This is a genomic window from Actinomadura sp. SCN-SB (assembly GCF_043906805.1).
In the GTDB taxonomy this organism is placed as follows: Bacteria; Actinomycetota; Actinomycetes; order Streptosporangiales; family Streptosporangiaceae; genus Spirillospora.
This window is the reverse complement of sequence record NZ_JBIMPP010000005.1, coordinates 185559-211526: the sequence shown is the minus strand read 5'-3', so window position 1 is coordinate 211526 and position 25968 is coordinate 185559. Positions and strand designations below refer to the sequence as shown.

Below are 25968 nucleotides of genomic sequence, written 5' to 3'. Positions count from 1 at the left end.
ATGGGCATGGCCGACATCGCCTACCGCACCGCTGACGTGGACGGCCTGACGGTGTTCTATCGGGAGTCCGGCAAGGCTGAGGCACCCACGCTGGTACTGCTGCACGGCTTCCCGTCGTCGAGCCACATGTTCCGCGAGCTCATCCCGTTGCTCGCCGACCGGTTCCACATCGTCGCTCCCGACCTGCCCGGCTTCGGCAAGTCGGACATGCCCGCCCGGGACGACTTCACCTACACCTTCGAGCACCTCACCGATGTCATCGATCGACTGACCGAGGTACTCGGTCTCGACCGCTTCGCGCTTTACGTGTTCGACTACGGCGCCCCGGTCGGGTTCCGGATCGCCGCACGGCATCCCGAGCGCGTCACCGCGATCATCTCTCAGAACGGCAACGCTTACCGGGACGGGCTGAGCGAGGCTTGGAAGCCTGTCCAGACCTACTGGGAGGAACCGTCCGACGCCAACCGCGAGGCCGTCCGGATGCTCGTGGAGCCGAAGACGACGATCTGGCAGTACACCCATGGCGTCCCCGACACGTCCAAGGTCAGTCCGGACGGTTATGAACTCGACAATCACTACCTCGGGCGTAGCGGCGCCGATGAGATCCAGCTCGACCTGGTGCTCGACTACGCCGACAACGCGGCGCTCTATCCCACGTTCCAGGAGTACTTCCGCACCCACAGGCCGCCGCTGCTCGCCATTTGGGGCCGCAACGATCCGTTCTTCCTGCCCGCCGGGGCGGAAGCCTTCAAGCGTGACATCCCCGACGCCGACGTCCGTTTCGTCGACACCGGCCACTTCGCTCTTGAGACCCACGTCGAGGAGATCGCGAGTGCCATCCGCGAGTTCCTCGGCTAGCCGCAGGGGTTCGTTCTCAAATGGTGCGGCCTGTGTTCTCCCCGTAGGGGTCTCGTAGGAGGCGTTTGAGGAGCTTGCCCGAGTCCTCGCGGGGGAGTTCCTTTTCGAGGACGACCACTCGGGGGACCTTGTAGCCGGCGAGGGAGTCGCGGACGTGGGCCTTGACCGCGTCCGACCATGCCGATGAGCTGGCGCTCGGCGGGTTCGGTGATCGGCTCGGTCTCGGCGATCAGTGTCTCCAGCAGAGGGTGGCGGCCGGACGCGGCGGTCCGCGCGGCGCCGAGCGCGTACGCCTCGGCGACCTCCGGTGGCACTCCGACCTCGATGATCCGCGCGTCCGGGGGCAGCACGGCCTCGACCGGTCCCAGCAGGTCGGTGTGGACGAACACGACCTTGGCCGCGCTGTCGGCGAGCAGGTGGCGCAGGTCCTCGCCGGACCAGTGCCAGTTGCACGGCACCGGCAACGCCCCCGCGAGCTGGGCCCCGAGGTGGGCCTCGACGAACGCGATGTCGTTGCGCATCACGGTGACGACCCGGTCGGCCGGGCGGATGCCCATCGTCTGTAGGACGTTGGCGATGATGGCGGCGCGGCGTTGCACCTCGGCGCGGCTTCGGGCGCGGGGGCCCGAACGGATGGCGGGGGCGTTGGACACGGTTCGGCCCTTCAGGGAGGCGGCTCCACACGTGAATCTAGACGTGCCCTGACACCCCTACAACCGGTCAGAGGGAGGCTCCCTTGGCCGCCGCGGCGGCGAGGACGTTGACGTAGTCGCGCAGGTGGGCGATGCGGCCGTCGCGTACGGTGAGCACGACGATGTTGGGCAGCGCGAACGCGCCGGTGGACGTGCTGGTTCCCAGGGCTTCCTGTTCGACGATGATGGTTTCCGGATCGCCGGTGTCGTGGATCGCGTAAGTGCGGTACCGGTTGTATTTGAGGGTGTTGGTCTCCCAGCCTGCGGCGATCCAGGTCACGATTTCCTCGCGGCCTTCGAGCCGGGACGGAACGCCCGGGGCGGTGAACGGGAATTCGTGGACAGCGTCGGCCGCGTAAAGGCGGCTCATGTCCTCGGGGGACTGGTCGATGGCGGCCCGCCGGAAGCGCTCCAGGACCTCGCGCGCTCCGGCTTGGTGCTGTGATGCGGCCATGCGGCGTCCCTCCAAGGCATAAGATGAGGCACAGTCCGGTTAGCTCGGGACGGTACCGGACTGTGTCCCCGTTTCGCAAGGAGGTGGTGATCGCGCTGGCGGGACGGCAGGGCGGGCGGCCGATGCGCGCGGACGCCCGGCGCAACTACGAGCGGCTGGTGGAGCAGGCGCGGCTCGCGTTCGCCGAGTTCGGCGTGGACGCCTCGCTGGACGAGATCGCCCGGCGGGCGGGGGTGGCCAGCGGGACGCTCTACCGGCATTTCCCCACCCGGATGGATCTCATCGAGGCCGTGCTCGGTGAACGGATAGCCGAGCTGGCCGGCCAGGGACGAGAATTGCTGGCCGCCGAGGACGCATTCGGCGCCTTGGCCACGTGGTTGCGCGCCGCGCTCGTCCATTCCCTGACCTACCGGGGTCTGGCCGCCGCGGCGATGAACGCGGCGCTCGACCGCGAGAACGGCCGGGTCTCGGCCTGGCATGCGGAATTGTTCGAGGTCGGGGACGATCTGCTGGCGCGGGCACGGCGATCGGGCGCGGTGAACGCCGACGCCGCCGCCGAGGACGTGCTGAAGATGGTCGGCGCCATCGCGTGGGCCGCGCACGATGACCAGGCGCAGGCCGAACGCCTGCTCACCCTTCTCCTGAACGGGCTGCGGCACGGCGCCGGGCGGTGATCCGTCACCGTGCCGCTTCGGGGTCCTGGCCGTGGGCGGAACGGCCGCCGTCGACCGGGATGATCGCTCCGTTGATGAATCCGGCGTCGTCGGAGAGCAGATGGGCGACCGTGGCCGCCACCTCCTCCGGGCGGCCCACCCGGCCGAGCGGGTGGAGCGACCGCATCTCCTCCACGATGCGCGTCGCGGTGGCCGGTTCCTGTTCCCGGAGGTAGGTCTCGTACCGGTCGGTGGCGATGGAGCCCAGCGCCACGGCGTTCGTCCGGATCCCGCGAGGGCCGTAGTCGACCGCCAGTGCCCGGGTCAGACCTTCGATCGCCGCTTTCGCCGTCGCGTACGGCAGGGAGCCGCGGACCGGGCGCTGCGCCTGGTGGGACGAGACGTTGACGATCGCCCCGCCCGTCCCGGCCGCGAGGAACCGGCGGATCGCGGTCACGCATCCCGTCACGGCGGGAGCGACGTTGAGCCGGACGCTGTCGAGCAGGTCCCGTGCCGACGGGAGTTCCAGGGACGCGGGCGGGAAGACGGCGGCGTTGTTCACCCAGCCGGTGAGCGGTGCGGCGGCTTCGGCCAGGTCGGCGGCCCGCTCGGTCACCGTCTCGTCCGCGGCGCTTCCGGTGACCGTCGTGAGGCGGCCGGCCGCCGGGTGCGAGCGGGTCCAGTCGGCGGACGGGTCGATGACCACGACATGGCCCCCGCCCTCCAGCAGGCGTTCGGCGATGGCGCGGCCGATGCCCCGGCCGCCTCCCGTCACCACGAATGCGACATCGGCCATGTGCCCTATCCATGTGTTCGCGATCCATGTGTTCGCGTGATCGGACCCAGGCTAGCCCGGCCGCCGGTCAGTCGATCAGGCCGAGGCGGCGCCCGGCCGTCGCGAACGCCTCCAGGATCCGGTCGACCTGGGCCGGGGTGTGGGTGGCGGTGACGCTGACGCGGATCAGCGCCCGGCCCTCCGGGACGCCCGGGGGCACCATCGCGTTGGTGAAGACGCCCTCGCCGAACAGCTCCGTCCAGAAACGGAAGCACCGGAGGGTCTCGCCGACGTGGACGGGAATGGTGGGCGTCCCGGCGTGGGTGGTGGTGAAGCCGAGCGCGTCCAGCCCGGCGCCGAGGCGTTCGCCGGTGGCCAGGACGCGGCGGCGCCGTTCGGGTTCGGTACGGATGATGTCGAGCGCGGCGAGCGCGGCGGCGGTGTCACCGGCCGGGAGCGAGGCCGTGTACACCGCCGCGCGGGCGTGATGCCGCAGGTAGCGGATGACCTCCTCGGGCCCGGCCACGGCGCCGCCGATGGTGCCGAAGCACTTGGAGAAGGTCAGGGTGTGCAGGTCGACGGCCGAGGGCATGCCGTAGTACTCGGCGGCGCCGCGGCCGTTCTCGCCGAGCAGGCCGATGTCGTGGGCGCCGTCGAGGACGACGCGGGCGCCGTGCCGGCCGGCGAGCTTGCCGATGCCGGGCAGGTCGCACAGGTCGCCGCTGGTGGAGAACATGCCTTCGGTGGCGATGAGCCGTCCGGAGTCCGGGGAGGTCTCGGTCAGCAGCCGGCCGAGGTGCTCCATGTCGTTGTGGCGGAACCGCAGCAGCCGGGACCTGCCGAGCCGGACGGCGTCCACGAACGACGCGTGCATCGCGCGGTCGGCCAGCAGCACGTCGTCCGGGCCGAACAGCGGGGCGAGGGCGAGGTTGGCCTGGTACCCGGTGGAGGTGAGCATGGCCGACTCGTGGCCCAGGAACTCGGCGAGCCGCGCTTCCAGCTCCTCGTGCAGCGCCAGGGTGCCGTTGGCCATGCGGGAGCCGGAGTTGCCGGTGCCGTGCCTGCGCAGCGCCTCGGTCGCGGCGGCGGCCGGACGGGGGTCGGTGGCGAGCGCCAGGTAGTCGTTGGATCCCGCCATCAGGACCCGTCGGCCGCCGCACACGATCTCGTTGGGCGCGGGCCGCTCCGAGATCGCCTTGTAGAAGGGGTAGACGCCCAGGGCCTCGACGGCCTTGTCGTCCCGGAAGGCGTGGCATTTGCCGAACACGTCCATGGCGACCCATGACTACAGCCCGTGAGCGCTCTGGCCGGGGAGGACCGGGCGGCGTGTTGCGATCCGGGCTTGGCCAGGGATTTTTCGGGAGAAGTTGATCGAAGCCTTACGCGGGGCGGCGTGACGTGCGGTGGGGGCGTGACGATACTCCGTGGCCATGTGCCGAGCCGATGCCGTGGGATGGACGCCGCTCGCGGCGGTGTTCCCCGGCCAGGGTGCCCAGACCGTGGCCATGGGCGCGGTCTGGCGCGGCCACCCGGCGTGGGCACTGGCCGAGCGCGCCGAGGACGTGCTGCGGCGCAGCCTGCGGCCACTGCTGCTCGACGAGCGGCGCGCGCCGCAGGGGACGGCCGAGACGCAGCTCGCGGTGTTCCTGACCTCGATGATGGCCTGGAAGGCGCTGCGCGCCGAGGCCGTGACGCCGGCCGTGCTGGCGGGGCATTCGCTGGGGCAGATCAGCGCGCTGGCGGCGGCGGGGGTGCTGGGCTTCGACGACGCCGTCCGCCTGGTGGAGCGGCGCGGGCAGGTCACCGACGAGGTGTGCGCGAGCGAGCCCGGCGGGATGGTGGCGGCGCTCTCGCGGGACACCGGCCTGGACGCCGAACGGGCCGCCGCGGCGTGCGAGGCGGCGCCGGGCGAGTGCTGGACGGCCAACGACAACGCGCCCGGCCAGGTCGTGTACTCCGGGACGACACGGGGCCTGGACCGTACCGTCGAGCGCGCCCGCGAGCTCGGCGCGCGCAGGTTCCACCGGCTGAACGTGGCGGGCCCGTTCCACACGCCGCTGATGGCGCCCGCGGCCGGGCGGCTGACCGCGTTCGCGCGTTCGCTGGCGTTCGCCGCGCCCGACCGCCCCGTGATCCTCAACGCGGACGCGCGTCCCGCCGGGCCGGGCACGCCGTGGCCGGAAACGCTCGGCGAGCACCTGGTCCGGCCCGTGCGCTGGCGCGCCACCCAGGAGCTTCTGGGCCGGTACGGGACGGCCGCGCTGGTGGAGGTCGGCCCGGGGACGACGCTGGCGGGGCTGGCCCGGCGCACCGTCCCGCACCTGCGGATCCTGTCGGCCGGCTGTCCCGCGACGGCCGCCCGCGCCGCCGCGTGCCTGCGCCGCCCCACCGCGCCTCCGCAACCGAACACGGGAAGGACATCCGATCGATGACCGATGACGAGATCTTCCAGCTGCTGCGCCCGCTGTGCGCCCGGGTGCTGTCGGTGGAGCCGGCGGACGTCACGCCCGCCGCCGACCTGCGGCGCGAACTGGGCGCCGACAGCCTCGACCTGGCCGAGCTGGCCATGTCGGTCGAGGACGTGTTCGGCCTGGCCGTGCAGGAGGAGGCCACCGGCAGGGCCCGCACGGTCGGGGACGTGATCGGGCTGATCAGGTCCGGTCTGGACGGGGAGAGCCGGCTCGCGGGCAGGCCCGTCTGATGGCGCGGCGGACCCGGGTCGCGATCACGGGCATCGGGGTGCGGACGCCCATGGGCGACCACCCCAAGGAGCTGTGGAACGCGCTGACCGCGGGACGGTCCGCCGTGTCCCGCATCACCCGGTTCGGCACCGACGGGCTCCCCGCGGACTTCGCCTGCCAGGTGCCGCCGTTCGACACCGCCACGTACATGACGGCCAAGGAGGCGAGCCGGATGGACCCCGCCACCGTGCTCGCGTGCTGCGCCGCCTCCGACGCGCTCGCCGACGCGGGGGGCCCGGCGGCGCCGCCGGAACGCCGCGCCGTGGTGATCGGGACCGCGATCGGCTCGAACCAGACCATCGAGTCCACGCTGCTCGACAACGGCGGCACCGACCGCGGGCGCCCGTACCCCATGCACGTGCCGAAGGGGATGCACAACGCCGCCGCGGCGACGATCAGCATGCGGCACGAGATCCTCGGGCCGAGCCTGACGGTGTCGACCGCCTGCGCGTCCGGGGGCCATGCGATCGGGGAGGGCCTGCGGCTGCTGCGCGACGGGTCGGCCGACCTCGTGCTCGCGGGCGGCGCCGACGCGTGCGTGTCCCCCACCAAGATCCTGGCACTGGCACGGGCGGGCGCGCTGTCCCGGCGGGTCGGGGACCCGGCGGGCGCGTCCCGGCCGTTCGACTCCGGCCGGGACGGGTTCGTCCTGGCCGAGGGCGCGGCCTGCCTGGTGCTCGAACCGCTGGACCGGGCACGGGACCGCGGCGCCCGCGTCTACGCCGAGATCGCCGGGTACGGGCGGACGTCGGACGCCTACCACCTGACCATGCCCGACCCGGACGGCGCCGGGGCGTACCGCTGCATGCGGCAGGCGCTCGACGACGCGGGGCTGACGCCGGGCGAGGTCGCGCACGTGAACGCGCACGCCACCGGGACCCCGCACGGCGATCTGGCGGAGGCGCGGGCGATCGCCCGGCTGTTCGGCCCCGGCGGGGTGCCGGTCACGGCGCCGAAGAGCATGCTCGGCCACGGCCTCGGCGCGTCCGGTGCGGTGGAGGCGGTCATCGCGGTGCTGTCCCTGCTCCACCGGACGGTGCCGCCGTCGATCAACCTGGACGACCCGGATCCGGCCTGCGAGATCGACGCGGTGGTGCGCCCGCGTCCCGCCGCGCCGGGACCGGTGCTGTCCAACTCCTTCGGCTTCGGCGGGCACAACGCCTCGCTCGTCCTGGCACCGGCCGCGACCTGACCATGTTTCCGGAGCATGCCGACGGGCGGGGGCGGCCCCGGGTGGCGATCACCGGGATGGGAGTGATCACCCCCGCGGGGGAGACCCTGGACGCGTTCTACGCGAACGTGCACCGGGGCCTCGGCCTGGCCGGGCCCGTGACCCGTTTCGACGCCGACGGCCTGCCGACGCGCATCGCCTGCGAGGTCCACGGGTTCGACCCGACCGACTACCTGCCCCTCAAGGACGTGCGGCGGCTGGACCCCTTCGCGCGGTTCGCGGTCGCCGCCGCGTTGCGCGCCGTCGAGGACGCCGGGGCGCCGCGCGGCGACCCGTACCGGCGCGGCGTGGTGTGCGGGACGGCTCTCGGCGGTCACCACACCATCGCCGAGCAGGCGCTGGCCTGCGCGAGCAAGGGACCGTTGCGGGTCAGCGGGTTCCTGGCGCCGATGGGCATGGACAACTCGCCCGCCGCCGCGATCTCGGCACGTCTCGGCTGGCTGGGCCCGTCCCTGACGGTCAACACCGCCTGCGCGGCGGGGGCGACCGCGATCGGCGAGGCGGTCCGCTGGATCCGCTCCGGCGACTGCGACACGGTCCTGGCCGGGGGGACGGACGCGGGCGTGAACCGTCTGGTGATGGCCGCGTTCAGCCGGCTGCGCGCGCTCAGCAGGCGCAACGACGAGCCGGAACGCGCGTCCCGTCCCTTCGACAAGGCACGCGACGGCTACGTGATGGGGGAGGGCGCGGCGTTCCTCGTCCTGGAACGCCTGGACGTCGCCGCGTGGTGGGGTGCACGGGTCTACGCCGAGATCGCCGGGTACGGGCACACCTCCGACGCGTACCATCCGACCGCCCCGCTCCCCGACGGGACGCAGGCGGCACGCTGCATGCGCCTGGCGCTGGCCGACGCGGGCCTGGACCCGTCCGACATCGGGCACGTGAACGCGCACGGGACCGGGACCAGGCTGAACGACGCCATGGAGGCCACGGCCCTGACCGCGGTGTTCGGCCAGGCACCGCCGCCCGTCACCGCGCCCAAGGGGGTGCTCGGCCATCTGATGGGGGCGGCCGGCGCCGCCGAGGCGGTCGTCGCCGCGCTGAGCGCGCGGGACGGTCTCGTGCCGCCCGTCGCCAACCACGAGGACGGCGACCCCGAGCATCCCCTGGACATCGTCACCGTCGCTCCGCGCCGCGTCCGTCCCGGAGCGGCGGTGCTGAGCAACTCGTTCGGGTTCGGCGGGCACAACGCCGGCCTTGTGATCGCCCCCCACCGACTGGAGGTGGCAGAACCATGACGAGGACCATGACGAGGACCACGGGAACGGCGGTCACGGTGGAGGCGGTGCGGCGCCGCACGCAGCGGCGCCGGTTCATCGAGTTCCCGTACCGGCTGTATCGGGACGACCCTGTCTACGTGCCGCCGCTGCGCCGGGACTGCCGGCGCCTGCTCAGCCGGAGACGCAACCCCTTCTTCGAGTACGGCGAGGTGGGGCTGTTCCTGGCGTACCGCGGCGGGCGGGTCGCCGGGCGGATCGCGGCAGTGCGCAATCCCCGCCACAACGCCGTGCACGGGGTCCGCGACGGGTTCTTCGGGCAGTTCGAATGCGAGGACGACCCCGACGCCGCGGTCGCGCTCGTCCGCGCCGCCGAACGCTGGCTCCGCGGGCGCGGGCTCACCTCGATCGTCGGCCCGGTCAACTTCACCACCAACGCCGAATGCGGCCTGCTCGTGGACGGGTTCGGCACGCCGCCGCGAGTGCAGATGCCCTACAACCCGCCCTACTACGAGGCGCTGCTGCGGCATGGCGGGCTGAGCAAGGTCAAGGACCTGTGGGCCTGGGAACGCGACATCTCGGCGCTCGACGCCCGGCTGCTGCGCGTCGCCGAGCACGTCCAGGACCGCCACGAGATCACCGTGCGGAGCGTCGACCTGAGCCGCTTCGAGTCCGAACTGGCCCGGATCAAGTACGTCTACGACACCGCCTGGGAGCGCAACTGGGGCTTCGTGCCGATGACGGACGCGGAGTTCACCGCCCAGTCCCGCGAGTTCCGCAAGATCTGCGACCCCTCGCTGGTCCTGCTCGCCGAGGCCGGCGGCGAGCCGGTCGGGGTCGTCTTCGCGCTGCCGGACCTCAACCAGGCGCTGCCCGCCGCGCGCGGCCGCCTCACCACGATGGGCGTGCCCATCGGCATGGTCAGGCTGGCCCGCGCCATACGCCGGATCGATCAGGCGCGCGGCGTGCTGCTGGGAGTCGTCCCCGAGTACCGCAACCGCGGGATCGAGGCGCTGCTGTACGCCCGCATCCAGCAGGCGCTCCGGAACGGCGGCTACCGGGGCACGATCGAGCTGGGCTGGACGCTGGAGGACAACAAGCCGATCATCCGGAGCCTGACCGCGCTCGGCTGCCGCCACACGAAGACCTACAGGCTCTTCCGGAGGGACCTCACGGCCGGGACCGGCGCGGCGCCCACCGCGTCGCCCGCGACCGCCGGGCTGCTGGAGACCGCGGATCGAGGATCGGCGTGACCCCGTCCCGGCAGGCGACGCCGGAGCGGACGCTCCGGGAGGCGCCCGCCGGACCTCCGCCGGGACGCCGCACCCGGCGGCGCGCGCTGCTGGTGCTGTGCCTGGCCGCCGCCGGTCTCCTCGGCGCGCTCGCCGCCGGTCACGACGTCCACGAACGCCTGACGCCCGGTGGCACCACCGCGATCGGCGCCGAGTCGGGGCAGGCCGATGAGCTGCTGCGCGCGGGCTTCCGGGCCGGGGATCCCGACCTCGTCCTGGTGGCCCGCGCCGGAGGCCCGGTGGACGGCGCCCGTGCCGATGAGGCGGGGTCGCGGCTCGCCTCGCGGCTGGCCGCCGCACCCGGCGTCGCCCACGTGACCTCGTACTGGGAGGCGCGGGACCCGTCACTGCGCAGCCGGGACGGGCGCGCCGCGCTGGTCGTGGCCCGGCTGGAAGGCGACGACCTGCGCCGCATCGAGACCGCGCGGCGGCTCGTCCCCGGCCTCACGGGACGGCACGGCCCGCTGGAGGTCGGCGCGACCGGCAAGGCCCAGGTGAAAGCCGAGATCCAGGACCGCAGCGAGCGCGACCTGCGCCGGGCCGAGCTCATCGCGGCACCGCTGACCCTGGTCGTCCTGCTGCTGGTGTTCGGCGGCGTGCTCCCGGCCGCGCTGCCCGTCCTCGTCGGGGCGCTGGCCGTCACCGGCACGATGGCCGTCCTGCGCCTGCTCACCCTGGTCACGGACGTGTCGGTGTTCGCGATGAGCGTCGCGAGCGCGCTCGGCTTCGCCCTGGCCGTCGACTTCAGCCTGTTCATCGTCACCAGGTTCCGCGAGGAGCTGGCGGCGGGACGCGATCCGGCGGGCGCGATCGGCGTCACCCTGCGCACCACGGGGAGGGCGGTGGGGTTCTCGGCGGCGGCCGTGTCGCTGTCGCTGGCCGCGCTGCTGATCTTCCCGTTCACGATCCTCCGGTCGATCGCGTACGGCGGCATCGCGGTCACGGTCCTGGCCGCGCTGGGCGGCCTTGTGGTGCTTCCGGCGGCGCTGGTGCTGCTGGGGGACCGGATCAGCGGGACGCGGGTGCCCGGCCGGCACCGGGGCCGCCCGCCCGGGTCCGCGTGGCACCGGCTCGCGATGGCCGTCATGCGCCGTCCGCTGCGCGTCGCCGTTCCCACTGCGCTGCTGCTGGCCGCGCTGGGCCTGCCCTTCCTGGGCGTGCGGTTCGGCATGTTCGACGACCGCCTCCTCCCTCCGGACGCGCCCGCCGCTCAGGCTTCGCACCAGGTGCGCAGCGACTTCGACCTGGCCGCTATCTCCAGGACATCGGTCGTTCTGCCCGAACTGCGCGTCACCGCATCCGACCACGGGTGGTCCGCCGCGCGCCTGGACGCCTATGCCCGGCGCCTGTCGTCCCTGGACGGTGTCACCCGCGTCGACACCGCCACCGGCTCCTACACGCACGGCGCCGCCGCCCGTGCCGCGAACGTGGACGCCCGGTTCACGGGACCCGCCGGAACCTGGCTGGCGATCTCCACGGCGCACGAGCCGGCCTCGGTGGAGAACAGCGAGCTGGCCGAGCGCATACGCCTGGTGCCCGCCCCCGGCAAGGCCAAGGCGGGCGGGCCCGGGGCGGAGCTCGCCGACATCAGGGAGGGCGTCGGCACGCGGCTGCCGGTGGCGCTCGGCCTGGTGGTGATGGTGACGTTCGCCCTGATCACGGCGCTGACCGGGAGCGTGGTGCTCGGCGCGAAGGCGCTGGTGATGAACGCGCTGAGCCTCGGCGCGACGTTCGGCGTGCTCGTCCACATCTTCCAGGACGGGAACCTGCGCGGCCTGGTGGGGGACTTCGCCGTGACCGGCTTCGTGGACGCCCTGGCGCCCGCGCTGCTGTTCTGCGTCGCGTTCGGCCTGTCGATGGACTACGAGATCTTCCTGCTGGCGCGGATCACCGAGGAGTACCGGCGCGGCGGCGACACCGTCGCCGCCGTCGCCACCGGCCTCCAGCGCACCGGACGGCTGTTCACCTCGGCCGCGCTCGTCTTCGCCGTCGTCATGGCGGCGCTGGCCACCTCGGGGCTGGCGCTGCTCAAGATGATCGGCGTGGGGCTCGCGCTGGCGGTCCTGCTGGACGCCACGCTGGTGCGGGCGCTGCTGGTCCCCGCCGTGATGCGGCTGGCCGGGCGCGCCAACTGGTGGACGCCCCTTTCCAAGAACGGCGGCCGGCTGTTTTGCCGGGGCATCGTCTCCGCCAGGCGATGATTTTGACGCCCCCGCGAAAATCACCGTTATCAAGGGCGGCATCGGGGAAGGTGCCGTAGTCGTACCGCTGGTACGGATTGAGTGTTGAAATGGGGGAGAGGGAAATGCGCCGATTGTCGGTGGTGGCGGGCCTGGGCATCGTGGTGCTGACGGGCTCGCTGGTCCTGGCCGGTTTCGCCCGCAAGGCGAGAGCACGGTCGCGGCACGGCGACACCGGCACGGGGAGGCGTTCCGCGACCCGGAGCCGGTGAGGCCGCGCCATTCCCGCACCTCCGAACGGCCGTTTCCGATCGCCGCGTACCCTGCCCGCGCCATGGGGAGGGTACGCGGCGATCTCGTTCCCGGCCCGCGCTCACATCCGGCCGTTGGCGCGCAGCACGGTGACGGCGTGCACGGTGATGTACCCCCGCCAGTCGAGGGCCCCGGCAGGGGAGATCGTGGCGTAGTCGACCGTCCAGCCGCCGTCGTCGCGCTGCTCGGCGGCCAGCCGGTCCAGATCCGCCTCGATCACCTTCCGGTCGAGCAGCGAGCGGGCCGGGCGTCCCGGGAACGGCGCGAGGTCCAGCGGGCGCAGCATCTCGTTCTCCGTCCCGCCCTCGACGGGCAGGGTCCCGCTCTCCGGGATGTACTGAGCCAGCTTGGAAAGCAGCCCGGAGGCTTCGGGGTGGGTGTCGTACACGGCGTCCAGGAAACGCACCGCGAAGGACAGGACGTAGGCGTGCGGGGCCTCGTCGATCGCCGCGATCGCGTCGAGGCAGTACCGGGTGGCCCGCTCCAGCCAGGGGTGCCGGGCCAATGCGGGAACGTGCTTGGCGAGCGTGTGCGCGGTGGCCGCGGACACCGAGGTGATCTGAAGGGACGAGGACGCCGGGTCCGCGGACGCCCACCACGGCGCCGACCCCTCCTCGACGCCGAGCGGCCGCAGCGCCATGGGCAGCCCGCCGTCCGGCAGGGACACCGAGCCGAGCCAGTCGCAGAGAGCGGAGGCGCGCGACGCCACCCTGCCGATCCAGTCGTCGCCGGCGACCGCCGCGATCTCGGTGAGGGTCTCGAACGCGTGCAGGGCGGTGCCCGGCTGGCTCTCCGGGGTGCGCAGGTCGCACTCCAGGCCCCAGCCGTAGCCGCCGTCGGGGTTGCGGTAAGCGTCCAGCGCCGACAGGGCGCCGGCGACATCGGCGTCGGGGCCTTCGACGAGAAGCTGGAAGCGGCGGCGGTCCAGGATGCGCGCGTGGGTGGCCATGAACGCGGCCACGGCGGAGATCTCGATAGTCATGGGTCCATCGTGGGCGGGGCGGCCACCTGCGGTCTTGTAGGTTCCGGTCGTCCGCGTGGCGAGTGATCCCGTGGTCGCCGCAAGGTGGGGCAGGACGGGGCGGAGACGGTTCCTTCCGTCCTCGCTGCGCGGCCGGCTGACCCTGGTCGCCGCCCTGGTCGCGACCGTGGCGTTCTGCGTCCCGGCGGCACTGGTGATGACGGTCGCCCCGGCCGCCCTTCAGGACGACATGCGGACGCGCGCCGAGCTGGGGGCGCGGCGGGTGGCGAGCCAGGCGGAACGCGGCGAGCTGCCGCCCGAGCTGCTCACCTTCGCGGAGGGATCGGCGCGGGCCGACCACATGCAGGTCGTGGCGCCGGGCGGGCGGGTCATGGCGGCCAGCCGCAAGCTGGCCGGCCAGGGACCCATCGCCACCTCGCAGCCCGGCGGCTTCGATCAGCCCGTCGTGCTGAGGGCCCCGTTACGGCTGTCCCCGAAGCACGAGTCGTTCGGCGAGACCCACCTGGTGGTGGCGGTGCGGGCCCGCGCCCCCGCCGGTCCCGTCGTGGTGTACTCGGCGGTCAACGTCGCCCACATCGAGCGGACCGTCACCGCCCTCCGCCTGGCGGTCCTCATCGGCACCCCCTCAGCGGTGCTGCTGGTCACGGCGGTCGCCTGGACGGCGGTCGGGCTGACGCTGCGGCCGGTGGCCGCGATCCGGCGCAGGCTGGAGCGGATCAGCGGGCGGGACCTGGGCCGCAGGGTGCCGGTGCCGGACTCGGGGGACGAGATCGCGCGGCTCGCCGCCACCATCAACGACACGCTGGAGCGGCTGCACCGCTCGGCCGAGGCGCAGCGGCGGTTCGTCGCCGACGCCTCACACGAGCTGCGCAGCCCGATCTCCGCGCTGCAGACCCAGCTGGAGGTGGACGCGGAGTACCCGGACCAGACCGACTGGCTCGCCGCCAACCGGCGCGCGCTGGCCGCGACCCGGCGGCTGGCCGAGACCGTGGACGAGCTGCTGACCCTGGCCCGGATGGACGCGGGCGCCACCACGGAGAAGCGGCCCGTGGACCTGTCCCGGCTCGCGGCGGCGCAGATCAGGCGGCGCGCCCGCGAGCGGGTGCCGATCCACGGCGACCTGACCCCAGAGGCGCGGGTGCTCGGCTCGCCCGCGCAGCTCGACCGGCTGCTGACCAACCTGCTCGACAACGCCGTCCGGCACGCCCGCACCCGGGTGGACCTGAGCGTCGCGGTCGAGGACCGGCATGTCCGGCTGACGGTCGCCGACGACGGGTCGGGGATCGCGCCTGAGGACAGGGAACGGGTGTTCCAGCGGTTCACCCGGCTCAAGGAGGGGCGCAGGCTCGACAAGGGCGGGAGCGGCCTCGGGCTGCCGCTGTCCCGGGAGATCGCCCGGTCGCACGGCGGCGACCTGGACATCGCCGGCACTTCCGGCGGTGCCTGTTTCGTCCTGCGGCTTCCGCGCGCCCCTGACGGCGGCGGCCCCGCCGGACGGTAAGGGAGGTCACGGCGACCGGTGCGCGCCTCAACCGGTCGCCGTGACCCCGTCCCCCCGCCCGGGTGGGACGTCTTCGCCGGCTCCACGGCGGCGGCCGACTCTCGGGGCCGCCGCTCGCCCCCCAGCGGGGAGCCGGACGCCGCTTACCCAGGCGTTATGAAGTTATTGCGTACCGGGCCGTAGGTTCACGCAGGGGCCCGTTCTCTTCGGCGAGCGGTAGACGGGCCTCGGCGAGTGGTCAATCGACTACCCAGAGTGAGTGACGGCGGTGGTCAGTTCGGCCGTGACCGTGGCGCACGGGACGCGGGCGCGGGCCGCGACGCGGACGACCTGCCGGGCGGCCTCGCCCGACCGGGCTCCCGCGATGACCGCCACCGCCGCGCGGATCGCCGCCAGCCGTTCCTCGGGCGTCGCGAGCGACCCGCCGGAACGCTCGATCGCCCCGTCCACCACCACGTCCATGAGGGGGACCGGCGAGCCCAGGACGTCGCGTACCCCGCGCCGCCCCTCCGTGCGCAGCACGTCCGCCGGGTCACGGCCGTCCAGGAACAGCGCGGCCTCCAGCGGGCCGCCCACGCCCTCCAGCGCCCGCCAGAGCCGCGAGGTCGCCGAACGCCCCGCGCCGTCGCCGTCCAGGGCGACGACCAGCCCGGTGCGGTCCAGGCCGGCGATCTCGTCCAGCGCGGCGAGCTGCGCGGCGGTCAGCGACAGGCCGAGCGTGGCCACCGCCGCGTGCTCCCTGGACGCCGCGTTCACCGCGATCGCGTCCAGCGGACCCTCCACCACGACCGGGCGCGCCCTTCCGCTCACGAGCCGGTCGCGCATCTCGTGCAGCCCGAACAGCAGCTCGCTCTTGTGGAACGCGGCGGTGTCCGGGCCGTTGAGGTACTTCGGGCCCGGCGCGCCGTCGGGGAGGCGCCCGATGAACCCGGCGATCGTCCCGTCGGCCGGGGACCGGATCGCGAACATCGCGCGGTCGCGGAAGGTGTCGTAGAGGCGGCCCGTCCTGCCACGGCGGGCCAGCCCGGCGGCGACGATCGCCTCGTCGTCATGGCCGCGGGCGCGCAGGTGCCCGGTGAGCGCGCGGGGGCCGGGCGGCGCGTACCCGATCTGCCAGCGCCGCTGCACGTCGCGCCCGAAGCCGCGGCCCGACAGGTAGCCGGGGACCCAGCCGTCCGGCATCCGGTCACGGAAGAACGCGTGCGCCGCGTCCATCAGATCGTGGGCGTCGGAGAACTCCTGGGCGGCGCAGACACGCCGGGCCGTGCGCAGGATCCGGTCGGCGACCTCCGGGCCGGCGGCCACCCGGTCCGGGAAGGCGAGCCCGCCGGTGTCCAGGCCGAAGTGGGCCAGGACCAGGAACGCCACCGAGTCGGCCTCGACGCGCCGCAGCCCATGGCAGCCACCGCGATCGGCGTGGTCCCCCGGCTTGAAGGCGTGCGCCAGCCGGTGCGCGAGGACCGCGCAGGCCCGCAGGTCGTCCACCTCCTGGACGGGCGGGACGCCGTGCCGGGCGGCCAGCGCGGCGAGCCGCTCCCGTGCCTCGCGCGGGCCGCGGGCGCGGGGGACCTCGGGCGGCAGCCCGTCGGTCTGGCTGATGTCGAAGACGGTGCGCGGACCGCCGCCGGGCGCCTCCGGCAGGATCGGGATGCCCTTCTCGCCGCGCCGCACCTGGCGCCCGGCGGCCGGCCACGACCCGTACGACCGGACGTCGGTGGCCGCCCGCCACTGCGCCGAGATCAGCAGTGTGTCGGTGAACCCGTACCGGCGCCCGAGGCGGGCCGCGCGTTCCAGCCACCAGCGCCACGGCAGCGTCCCGTCACGCAGCCGGGCGGCCTCGTGCCCGGCGAGCTCGCGCAGGACCGCCTCGTCGTGGGCGCGCATGGCCGGGCCTCCTCGCCGGTGGGCGTACGCGGGAAGCGGAAGGCCGGGACTCGCAACTACGTCATACCCATCTAAAGGGCTCGTTATAGCCCTTTTCGCGGACCCGTCACAGGTAGAGGCCGACCAGCTCCTCGGGATGGTCCAGCAGCGGCGGGAGGTCCTCGGCCCTCAAGGTGACCAGCTCCTCCGTCGTCGGGGCGGCGATCGCGGCGGCGTGGCCGTTCTTGGCGGCCCTGCCGTTCGCGGCCCCGTTCTTGGCGGTGTTCTTTGCGGTGTTCTTGGGGGTGTCCTTCGCAAGGGAGGCGCGCTTGGCGTCGCGGGCGGCGGTCGCCACCCGCTGGGCCTGGTTCGCCACCGCGACGTCCAGCAGGTTGCGCATCAGCCGCCCGTTGCCGAACGACTTCCCGCGCGGGACACGGCGCAGCGACCCCCGCAGCAGCTCGGTCATCCCCGGCGCCAGCCGGAACCCGTCCGCCGCGGCCAGCCGCTCGAACATCGTCACCAGCTCGTCGTCGCTGTAGTCGGGGAAGTGCAGCTGCTTGGGGAACCGGGAGTCGAGCCCCGGGTTGGCGGCCAGGAACTCGGCCATCTCCCGCTGGTACCCCGCCACGATCACCACCAGGTCGTCGCGGTGGTCCTCCATCAGCTTCACCAGCTCGGCGATCGCCTCGTGCCCGTAGTCGCTCTTGTGCGGCGACTGGGTGAGCGTGTACGCCTCGTCGATGAACAGCACCCCGCCGATCGCCCGTTCCACCAGCCGCCTGGTGCGCGGCGCGGTCTGGCCGATGTACTCGCCGACCAGGTGCGCGCGGGACGCCTCCACCACGTGCCCGGACGACAGCACGCCCAGCTTCTTGTAGATCCGGCCCAGCAGCCTGGCCACCATCGTCTTGCCGGTGCCCGGGTTGCCGGTGAACACCATGTGCCGGGTCGGCGGCGTGATCCGGAGCCCGCTGCGGCGGCGCAGCCGCGCCGCGTAGGTGCCCGCGACCAGCAGCTCGATCTCCTTCTTGATCGTGTCCAGGCCGGTGAGCTCGCGCAGCTCGGTCATCGGGTCGCCCTCGGCCCCGCTGGTGTCCAGCGCGCCCGGGATGTCCTTCTTGGTCACCACCGGCTCGGCGCCGTCCTCGGTGCGGGCGCGCACCGCGTCCACGACGAGGTCGGCCAGGTACGGCGCGAGACGGGCGTTGCGCAGCGTCTGGACGGGCGGCGTCGCGGCCAGCAGGGCACCGGCGGCGGCGATCGCGTGCCGGGTGCCGCGGGCGCCCCGCTCGCGCAGCGCCCGCCGGAACAGCTCCGCGTGGCCCTCCGCGTCGAAGGGCCGGGTGCGCGCGATGCGGAAACGGAGCGGCAGCACCGGGTTGACCTCGCGGATCCGCTCGTCGCCGCCCGCGTCGCACAGCGCCACCAGGTGCAGGTCCGGATGGATCGCCAGCAGCCGGTGCAGCTCGCCCGCCAGCGCCTCGCCGTTGCCGGGGTCGGTGACGATGCCGTCCAGCCCCTCGATGATCAGGAGCCGCTCGCCCGCGCACTCGCGCACGTCGGCGTGCAGCTTGCCGACCGCGTCCGAGAGCCGCTGCCCGGCGAACAGGTTGTCGGTCAGCCACACCGGGTCGCGGCCCAGGTTCAGCGCCCGGCCCAGTTCCTGCGCCGCGTCCCGTTTGCCGGTGCCGTCCGGGCCGACCAGCATGAGCCGCACCGGCTCGCCGCCGCCCGACAGCTCCGCCAGCGCCCGGGTCACCTCCGGCTGCCCCACCAGGCCGCTCTCCACCGGCTCGGGGGAGACCGAGGACGGGGCCTCCTTGACCGGCTCCACCTTGAGCGCGTCCACCAGCGGGTTGATCACCCGCCTGCGCGGCGCGAACAGCCGCCGCAGGTCCGTCTGGAACTGCCCGACCGGGATCCACTCCGGCTTGGGGAACCACGGGTCGCCCGGAAGCCCCTGGACGGTCGCCACCCAGCGCATCGCCATGTCGAGCCAGGCGCGGCAGGCGTCGGCCGCGCCCGCGACCAGCGCCCGCAGCAGCCAGGCTCGGGTCCGCTCCTGCCACGCCGCCGGTTTGAAGCCGCGCCGTTCCACCGCGAACCGCGCCCGCAGCTCCTGGTACCGGTCCTCGCCCAGCGCGACGGCGAGCTCCGCGGGGACCTCCTCAAGGCTCCCTTGCAGCAGCAACTGGGTCAGGTGGGTCTCGACCGTCTCGTCCCTCGGCGCCACGGTCACCAGGTGCTCGTACGCGGCCAGCAGCCCCGCCGACACCCATTCCAGGTAGCCGACCGGGCCCATCAGCTCGGGGACCACCGCCAGGATCTCGTCGCCCGCGTGGGCGTGCCAGTGCTCGCGCAGCTCCAGCTTCGGCAGGCCGGTATCGCACGGGGGCGGGTCCTCGTACAGGCGGAGCAGCGCCCTGCGCCGCTCCTCCAGCGGCTCGATGCCCTCCAGCACGTCCAGGCAGTCCCGGGCCAGGGAGATCGCCAGCTCCCGGTCGGGCGCCTCCACCAGCCAGTCCACCGGCGGCCGCCAGCGCCCGCCCGGCGCGTCCCAGCGGGTCATCCGGGTGCTCAGCGGGCCGGGGTTGAGCAGGTGCCGGTACAGCAGCCGCTCGGGCAACTGCGACCACGAGCCCGCCTTGATCGCGCCACCGCCGGGCAGGAACGCCAGGATCCCGAAGATCTCCGCCGTCACCAGTGAGGCGGGCAGCGTCAGCAGCTTGTGCTCGTCGGTCGTCAGCCCCGCGCAGCGGGGATCGGCCGCCAGCGCGTCGATCCGCGCGGAGATCTCCTCGAACAGCCCGTCCGGCACCCGCCAGGGCCCGTAGGCGTAGACGTCGAGAACCGGCTCGTCGGTGAGCAGGAGCCCCAGATGATCTGGCAGCCGCAACACATTCTCCCCAAGAGTGACCCAAACCGGGGTACAGCCTATGGTTCCGAACGACCTGAGTTCGTCATCGGTCGGAGAGCCCGCCCCCTTCCATTGAACTGTGCCCGTCCTTGGATCGCTCTTGGGTTTGTCAACGACGGGTAAAATCCGGCGACCCGGGCCTGTCCTGGCTCAGAGGCGGTCAAGGGCGGCGAAAGCCCATTGGGCGGCCCTTCGGGCGTCCTGGGACTGCCGGGCCTGGGGGACGCGCTCGCTGCGGTAGCCGACCTCGACGGCGAGATTGCCGACCCTGAAGAAGACCACCGAGTTCCCCGAGGAATCGATGGTGGCGAAGCCTTCATCGCCGAGGCCGGGGATGTTCTCGGGCGAGGCGGCCGCGTTCTCGCGTTCCTTGGCCAGGAAAGCGCGCGCCCCGGCCGTGTCCGGCGCGGTCAGGAGTTCGAGCGTGAGGTCGTCGTCCTGATCCTCCGCGCCGCTCGCGGTGGGGCTGGTCCCCCAGTTGCAGCTCCTTGTGGGCCAGCCGGTGGACGCGTCGCGGCCCTCGTCGCCGTTGCTGAAGAACTCGCGGACCAGCCGGCCCGCCTGCTCGGCACTGATCAGGCCGCACGGGGCCGGGGGCGTCGCGAAGCGGACCCGTTCGGGCGGCTGTGCCTGCGCGGTACCCGGCGCCGTCGCCGCCCGCGGCGGCGTCCGGGGCGGGCCGGAGTCCCCGCGCGTGGCGGCGAGCACGATGATCACGATGGCCAGGGCCGCCGTCACGGCCGCGGCCAGGGCCGGGACGACCCAGGAGCGGCGCGGTCGTGGACGTGGTGGCCGCGCCTCCGGAACGGGCATCGCGGGCTGTGTCGGTCTGCCCTCCACCACCGCGCGCAGGAAGGACTCGGCCTCCTCCGCCGTCGCACGGGAGGCGGGGTCCTTCACCAGCATCCGCATCAGCAGCGGGCCGAGCGGGCCCGCGGCGCGAGGCGGATCGGGCTCGCTGGTCAGGACGGCGCCGAGGGTGCCCATGATGGTGTCGCGAGCGAAGGGCGGACGGCCCTCCGTCAAGGCGTAAAGGGTCGCGCCCAGCGACCAGATGTCCGAGGCGGGGCCGCTGGGGCCGTGCCGCACGCGTTCGGGCGCCATGTAGGACGGGGATCCGATCAGCGCGCCTTCCCGGGTGAGCGTGGCGTCGCCCTCCAGCGCCGCGATGCCGAAGTCGGTGAGGACGGCACGCCCGTCGTCGCGCAGGAAGATGTTGGCGGGCTTGACGTCCCGGTGCAGCACTCCCTGGGCGTGGGCGGTACGGAGCGCGTCGAGGATCTCCAGGCCGATGCGCGCCACCTGATCGGGCGGCAGTGGACCCTGGTCGGAGGTCACCGCGTCCAGGGAACGGCCAGGGAGCAGGTCCATGACGATGCACGGCCTGCCCTCGTCCACGACCACGTCGTGCACGGTGACGATGGACCTGTGCTGGAGGAGGGCCGCGGCCCGCGCCTCCCGCAGGGCACGCTGGGACGCCTGCTCACGCTGCTCGGGGCTCAGACGGTCCGGGAGCAGCAGTTCCTTGACCGCCACGTCCCGGCCCAGCAGGTCGTCGCGGGCGTGCCAGACGACGCCCATGCCGCCTCTGCCGAGCCGCCGGACGAGCCGGTAGCGGCCATTGAGCGTACGGGCGGCCGTCACGTCCGCCTGGCCACCGCTTGCGCGACCCAGCGCGCCGCCTGCTGCGTCGCCGCGGGGGACGCGGTTCCGCGCTCGTACATGTACGAGACCTCCAGCACCGTGTTCCTCGCCCGCAGGACGACATAGGTGGCGTCCATGGCCTCGGACGAACCGGTCGAGGAGTAGATGAACGCCTCATCGCCCACCCCGGAGATGGCGCGGGCCGGGGTCTGCCGGGCGCGTACGGGGCCGACGCCGATCTCCGGCCATCCCCAGACGTGGGATCCGCCGGACTTGCGGGCGTTGCGCCTGCTCACATACGTGTTATGGGCCTCGGCGGGAGAACTCGGCGAGGGGTCGCCGACGGTGAGGTTGATGTCCTCGATCTGGAACCCGCGTCTTGTGGTGCCCCACCCGCACTGCCCCTTTTCCCGCTCCACCCGTGGCGTCCCGTTGGGCAGCAGGCGCCGTACCTGGGCCCGTGTGAGGAGACCGCAGAGATCCAGCGTGGACGCGCTGGGAGAAGCGGACGGGGACGGCGTCGCCGGGGGCCTGGCCTGGGCGGCGGACGGCGACGCGGACGCGGCCGTTCCCCGATCGTCGTCACCGGACGATGCGATGGCCACGGCCACGGCGGCACCGATGAGCGCGATGACCGCGGCGCCCGCCGCGACGGGGATCCACACCTTTCCGCGACCCTTCGCCGAAGGCCCGTGAGGACTCGGGAACGGGTCGGGCAGCCCCGACGGTCGCCCGGCGGCGACGTTCTCCAGCACCCGGCGGACGTCCTGCGCCTTCGGCCGCGCGGCCGGGTCCTTCTGGAGCAGGTACCACAGCAGCGGCGCGAGGGAACCGGCCCGCCTCGGCGGAGCCGGGGCCTCGGTGAGCACGGCGCCCAGCACCGCCATCGGGTCGTCCCGCTCGAACGGCGGCCTGCCCTCCACGGCCGTGTAGAGCGTGGCGGCCAGTGACCAGAGATCCGACTCGGGGCCGGCGGGCCGCTCCTGGAGCCGTTCCGGCGCGATGTACCCGGGGGAGCCGACGAGCGTGCCGGTACGGGTGAGGGCGGGGTCGGTCTCGATGCCGGCGATGCCGAAGTCGGTCAGGACGACACGGCCGTCCTCGGAGAGCAGGACGTTGCCCGGCTTGACGTCCCGGTGGACGATGCCGCGGGCGTGGGCGGCCTCAAGCGCGTCCAGCACCTGGAGGCCGATCCGGGCGGCCACCGGCGGAACCCGCGGGCCGTCGTGCCGGATCACCTGGTCCAGGGACGGGCCGCGCACCAGTTCCATCACGATCCACGGCCGGTCGTCCTCGACCACGACATCGTGCACGGTGATCACGCCGGGGTGGTCGATCAGCGCCGCCGCCCGCGCCTCCCGCCGCGCCCGGCCGGTCGCGACCTCGCGCTCCTCCGCGGTGAGGCCGTCCGGGAACGCGATCTCCTTGACGGCCACGGTCCGGCGCAGGGTCTCGTCCACGGCGGACCAGACCGTCCCCATTCCACCGCTGCCGAGCCGTTCCCGCAGGCGATACCGCCCGGCGAGCAGCCGCTCCGACATGTGGACGCCGGACCCCCTTCCGCGACGCGCCCTTCCGCGGTGCGCTTCCGCGCCGTCCGAACGGCGGGCGCCTGCCCTCTCGACCGCGGGGAACGAAGCGGTCGCTCCGGGAGATTATGCCGGGCGCGCCCGCGTACTCAGCCCGCAGCCCGAGGAGCCCTTGAGGAGTTCCCGCATCCTCTGCGCGTCCGGGACGCGGATGCGCTCGAAAAGCTCCAGGGCCTCCTCGCGCCGGGCGCGGGCCTCATCGTGGTCTTCCAGGGCTTCGAGGGCGTCGGCCAGGACACGCAGAGCATGGCCCTGCCCCCAGGAATGCCGGTTCTCGCGAAGTATGCGCAAGGCCGAGCGGGCATCGCGCACGGCCTCCTCGGGCTGGTCGAGCGCTAGCCGGGCCTCGGCGACGCGGTACCTGGCCAGCCCTTCCCACTGCCGGTTGCGCCGGGCACGGAAGAACGTGACCGCCTCCTGCTGCCGCGCCATCGCCTCCGCGTACCGCCCGATGTGATGCAGGATGACACCGAGATGGTAGAGCCCGAACCCGGTGCGCCCGCCGCCGAGTTCCTGATGCAGCGCCAGGCCGTGCTCTACGGAGATCAGCGCGTCCTCGGGGCGGCCCAACGCCAGTAGCGCGCGGGCCACCGCGCCCAGGGCACCGGCCTCCCCGTAACGGTCACCGATGCGGCGGAACGCGTCCAGCGCCTCGATGTAGTGGCGGAGCGCGTCCTCGTCCCGTCCCATGATGAGGTCGCAGCCGCCGAGGAGGGCGAGGGCGTCGGCGACGATCCACAGGTCGGCGGTGTCCCGGCCGCGGCGCAGCGCGACCCTCGACACCGCCGCGGTGTCGTCGAACCGGTCGGCGTAGAAGTAGAGGCGGCCGAGGTGCAGGTGGGCGCGGCCTTCGCTGCGCGCGTCCCGGCGGTCCCAGGCACCGTCGATCACGGCGTGCGCGGCCTGCTCGCACTCCTTGGCGTGGACGCCCGAGGTGACCAGGGTGTCGGTGAGCAGCAGCAGGTCGGCGGCCAGGGGGAGCAGCGCGGCCGGGCCGCGTGCGGCGTGGGCGATCGCGGCGAACAGCGCCGGGGCCTCGGCGAAGAACCAGTCGCGCGCGGCGTCGGAGCTGCCGAAGGACAGCCCCTCCACGGCGGCGGGCAGCAGCGGGTTCTGCGCCCGGCCGTCCCCGGGATTGACGGTGAGCTGCGCGTTCCGGGCCGTGGCCAGGTAGAAGTGGAACAGCCGGTGCTGCGCGGCCTGCCGCTCGGCCTGCGGCTCGTCGCGTTCGGCGCACTGGCGGGCGTACAGCTGGAGCAGGTCGTGGTAGCCGTACCGGCCGGCGGTGGGGGACCGCAGCAGGTTCGCGTCCACCAGCGCCTCGCACAACCCCTCGGCCTCGCACGCGGGCAGCCCGAGCAGCGCGGCGGCGGCGTCCCCCGAGAAGGTGGGGCTCTCGGCCAGGGCCAGCAGCCGGAACGCCCGCTTCTGCGCGTCGTCGAGCTGGTTGTAGCCGAGCTGGAACACCGCCTCCACGGCCAGGTCGGCCACGCGCAGCTCGGCCAGCGTACGGCGGCGGTCGGCGAGCCGCCCGACCAGCGACTCCACCGTCCAGGCCGGGCGGGCGGCCAGCCGCGCCGCCACGATGCGGACGGCCAGCGGCAGATGGCCGCAGGCGGCCAGCAGCGCGCGGGCGGCGGCGGGCTCGGCGGCCAGCCGGTCGGCCCCCGCGATCCGGGACGCCAGCGCCCGCGCCTCGTGCGGCTCCATGACGTCCAGGTCGACGGGGCGGGCCGCGCCCAGCCCGGCCAGCTTGGACCGGCTGGTGATCAGCACCGCGCAGGACGGGCCGCCGGGCAGCAGCGGCCTGATCTGCCGGGCGTCGCGCGCGTCGTCGAGCACGACCAGGACGCGGCGCTCGGCCAGCCGGGTCCGGTACAGGGCGGCGCGCTCGGCGGGGCCGGCCGGGATCGCGTCCCGGTCCACCCCCAGCGCCTGAAGGAACGCGCCGAGCACGGCGTGCGGGTCGGCGGGCTCGTCCCCGGCGCCGCGCAGGTCGCTGTAGAGCTGCCCGTCCGGGAAGCCGGACCGGACGAGGTGCGCGACATGCAGCGCCAGCGCGGTCTTGCCGACGCCGCCGGGCCCGGCGATCGCCACCATCGGGACGGTCCGCCGCGGCTCGGTCAGCAGCACCTCCCGCAGCTCGTCGACGAGCCGCTCGCGTCCGGTGAAGTCGGGCACGTCCCGGGGCAGCTGCGCGGGCGGCGCCGCGCCCGCCGCCTTGGCCCTGGGCGCGGGCGGCGCGGGCGTGTGGCCGGTCTCGGTCAGCAGCCGCCGGTGCAGCGCCGACAGGTCATGGCCCGGCTCGATCCCCAGATCCTCGATCAGGGTGCGGCGGGTCTCGGCGTACACCTCCAGCGCCTCGGCGGGACGGCCCGCGCCGTGCAGGGCGAGCATCAGCAGGCCGCGCAGCCGTTCGCGCAGCGGGTGCTCGGCGACCAGCGCGGTCAGCTCGCCGATGATCTCGGCGTGGTCGCCCAGCTCCAGGTCCAGCTCCAGGCGCGACTCCAGGGCGGCCAGCCGCCGCTCGGTCAGCCGGATCCGCTGGGCGCGCGCGTACGGTCCCGGCACCCCGGAAAGCGGCGTGCCGCGCCACAGGCCCAGCGCGGAGCGCAGCAGCTCACGGGCCTGCGCGGGCCGTCCTTGCGAGCGGGCCTCCTCGGCCGCGGCCACGTCCCGTTCGAAGCGGGCCACGTCCAGGGCCTCGGGCGGTAGCCGCAGCGCGTAGCCGTCGCCGACGGAGACCAGCAGCCGGTACGGCCGGTCCCTGCCGTGGTCCGGTTCGAGCAGGCGGCGCAGCCGTGAGGCGTAGGTGCGCAGGGCGCCCACCGCGCGTTCGGGCGGCGCGTCCCCCCAGACCGCGTTGACCAGTTCCTGGGCGGTGGCGGGGCGGCCCTCCCTGAGCAGCAGCGCGGTCAGCATCGCCCGCTGCTGCGGCGGGCCGAGGGGCAGCTCCTCGCTGCCGCGCCGGCCGCGAGGGGGGCCGAGGACGGCGAAGGTCGTCGTCACTTGAGGCATTTCCATTGGTCAGCACCTTATGAGCCGACCTGCGCCTGGTCGAGCA

General features: G+C 73.9%; 20 protein-coding genes. 10 read left to right on the top strand and 10 right to left on the bottom strand.

Annotated elements, in window-relative coordinates; genetic code table 11:
• A partial coding sequence (locus ACGWYJ_RS05455) for an alpha/beta fold hydrolase (RefSeq protein ID WP_395104458.1) occupies positions 1 to 858 on the top strand: 858 nt, incomplete at its 5' end.
• Here the strand turns inward: ACGWYJ_RS05455 and ACGWYJ_RS05450 are convergent.
• Both ACGWYJ_RS05450 and ACGWYJ_RS05445 read right to left on the bottom strand, forming a co-directional pair.
• Positions 855 to 1511, bottom strand: coding sequence for an AMP-binding protein (locus tag ACGWYJ_RS05450; protein ID WP_395104457.1), 657 nt, complete (start codon positions 1509 to 1511; stop codon positions 855 to 857). The two genes, ACGWYJ_RS05455 and ACGWYJ_RS05450, sit on opposite strands and share 4 nt — an antisense overlap.
• A gap of 67 nt (positions 1512 to 1578) precedes the next feature.
• Positions 1579 to 2004: a nuclear transport factor 2 family protein gene (locus tag ACGWYJ_RS05445; RefSeq protein WP_395104456.1), complete on the bottom strand. Its 426-nt coding sequence runs from the start codon at positions 2002 to 2004 to the stop codon at positions 1579 to 1581.
• Positions 2005 to 2066: 62 nt separating this feature from the next.
• Here ACGWYJ_RS05445 and ACGWYJ_RS05440 point away from each other — a divergent pair, with 62 nt between their 5' ends.
• Entirely contained in the window at positions 2067 to 2678 is a 612-nt protein-coding gene (locus tag ACGWYJ_RS05440) for a TetR/AcrR family transcriptional regulator (protein ID WP_395104455.1), read from the top strand.
• Positions 2679 to 2682: 4 nt separating this feature from the next.
• Here the strand turns inward: ACGWYJ_RS05440 and ACGWYJ_RS05435 are convergent, their stop codons facing one another.
• Positions 2683 to 3453, bottom strand: coding sequence for an SDR family NAD(P)-dependent oxidoreductase (locus ACGWYJ_RS05435; protein ID WP_395104454.1), 771 nt, complete (start codon positions 3451 to 3453; stop codon positions 2683 to 2685).
• A 67-nt stretch (positions 3454 to 3520) separates the two neighbouring features.
• Positions 3521 to 4705, bottom strand: coding sequence for an aminotransferase class I/II-fold pyridoxal phosphate-dependent enzyme (locus ACGWYJ_RS05430; RefSeq protein WP_395104453.1), 1185 nt, complete (start codon positions 4703 to 4705; stop codon positions 3521 to 3523).
• 157 nt (positions 4706 to 4862) lie between these two features.
• Between ACGWYJ_RS05430 and ACGWYJ_RS05425 the strand changes: the two genes are divergently transcribed.
• From ACGWYJ_RS05425 to ACGWYJ_RS05395, 7 genes are all read left to right on the top strand, one after another.
• A complete protein-coding gene (locus tag ACGWYJ_RS05425) occupies positions 4863 to 5864 on the top strand; it encodes an ACP S-malonyltransferase (protein WP_395104452.1) in 1002 nt (333 codons plus the stop codon).
• Complete coding sequence (locus ACGWYJ_RS05420; RefSeq protein ID WP_395104451.1) at positions 5861 to 6133, top strand: phosphopantetheine-binding protein; 273 nt, start codon at positions 5861 to 5863, stop codon at positions 6131 to 6133. Before ACGWYJ_RS05425 ends, ACGWYJ_RS05420 begins: the two co-directional genes overlap by 4 nt.
• The gene (locus tag ACGWYJ_RS05415; protein WP_395104450.1) at positions 6133 to 7365 is read left to right on the top strand and encodes a beta-ketoacyl-[acyl-carrier-protein] synthase family protein; all 1233 of its coding nucleotides are present in this window, start codon (positions 6133 to 6135) and stop codon (positions 7363 to 7365) included. Before ACGWYJ_RS05420 ends, ACGWYJ_RS05415 begins: the two co-directional genes overlap by 1 nt.
• 41 nt (positions 7366 to 7406) lie before the next feature.
• The gene (locus ACGWYJ_RS05410; protein ID WP_395104449.1) at positions 7407 to 8642 is read left to right on the top strand and encodes a beta-ketoacyl-[acyl-carrier-protein] synthase family protein; all 1236 of its coding nucleotides are present in this window, start codon (positions 7407 to 7409) and stop codon (positions 8640 to 8642) included.
• On the top strand, positions 8639 to 9874 hold the full coding sequence (locus tag ACGWYJ_RS05405) for a GNAT family N-acetyltransferase (protein WP_395104448.1): 1236 nt from the start codon (positions 8639 to 8641) through the stop codon (positions 9872 to 9874). The genes ACGWYJ_RS05410 and ACGWYJ_RS05405 overlap by 4 nt, the downstream gene beginning before the upstream one ends.
• A complete protein-coding gene (locus ACGWYJ_RS05400) occupies positions 9871 to 12114 on the top strand; it encodes an MMPL family transporter (RefSeq protein ID WP_395104447.1) in 2244 nt (747 codons plus the stop codon). Before ACGWYJ_RS05405 ends, ACGWYJ_RS05400 begins: the two co-directional genes overlap by 4 nt.
• Before the next feature lie 104 nt (positions 12115 to 12218).
• On the top strand, positions 12219 to 12365 hold the full coding sequence (locus tag ACGWYJ_RS05395; RefSeq protein WP_285695528.1) for a hypothetical protein: 147 nt from the start codon (positions 12219 to 12221) through the stop codon (positions 12363 to 12365).
• Positions 12366 to 12466: 101 nt separating this feature from the next.
• Here the strand turns inward: ACGWYJ_RS05395 and ACGWYJ_RS05390 are convergent, their stop codons facing one another.
• Positions 12467 to 13387 (bottom strand): hypothetical protein, encoded by a 921-nt coding sequence (locus tag ACGWYJ_RS05390; RefSeq protein ID WP_395104446.1) that lies wholly within the window; start codon positions 13385 to 13387, stop codon positions 12467 to 12469.
• Positions 13388 to 13442: 55 nt separating this feature from the next.
• Here ACGWYJ_RS05390 and ACGWYJ_RS05385 point away from each other — a divergent pair, with 55 nt between their 5' ends.
• Positions 13443 to 14888, top strand: a complete 1446-nt coding sequence (locus ACGWYJ_RS05385) for a sensor histidine kinase (protein ID WP_395104445.1) — start codon at positions 13443 to 13445, stop codon at positions 14886 to 14888.
• Between the two features lie 246 nt (positions 14889 to 15134).
• Here the strand turns inward: ACGWYJ_RS05385 and ACGWYJ_RS05380 are convergent, their stop codons facing one another.
• From ACGWYJ_RS05380 to ACGWYJ_RS05360, 5 genes are all read right to left on the bottom strand, one after another.
• A complete protein-coding gene (locus ACGWYJ_RS05380) occupies positions 15135 to 16772 on the bottom strand; it encodes a toprim domain-containing protein (protein WP_395104444.1) in 1638 nt (545 codons plus the stop codon).
• 106 nt (positions 16773 to 16878) lie between these two features.
• The gene (locus tag ACGWYJ_RS05375; RefSeq protein ID WP_395104443.1) at positions 16879 to 19650 is read right to left on the bottom strand and encodes an AAA family ATPase; all 2772 of its coding nucleotides are present in this window, start codon (positions 19648 to 19650) and stop codon (positions 16879 to 16881) included.
• A 171-nt stretch (positions 19651 to 19821) separates the two neighbouring features.
• A complete protein-coding gene (locus ACGWYJ_RS05370; protein ID WP_395104442.1) occupies positions 19822 to 21315 on the bottom strand; it encodes a protein kinase in 1494 nt (497 codons plus the stop codon).
• Entirely contained in the window at positions 21312 to 22856 is a 1545-nt protein-coding gene (locus ACGWYJ_RS05365) for a serine/threonine-protein kinase (RefSeq protein WP_395104441.1), read from the bottom strand. Before ACGWYJ_RS05365 ends, ACGWYJ_RS05370 begins: the two co-directional genes overlap by 4 nt.
• A 114-nt stretch (positions 22857 to 22970) precedes the next feature.
• A complete protein-coding gene (locus ACGWYJ_RS05360; protein WP_395104440.1) occupies positions 22971 to 25928 on the bottom strand; it encodes a BTAD domain-containing putative transcriptional regulator in 2958 nt (985 codons plus the stop codon).
• Positions 25929 to 25968 lie beyond the last annotated feature (40 nt).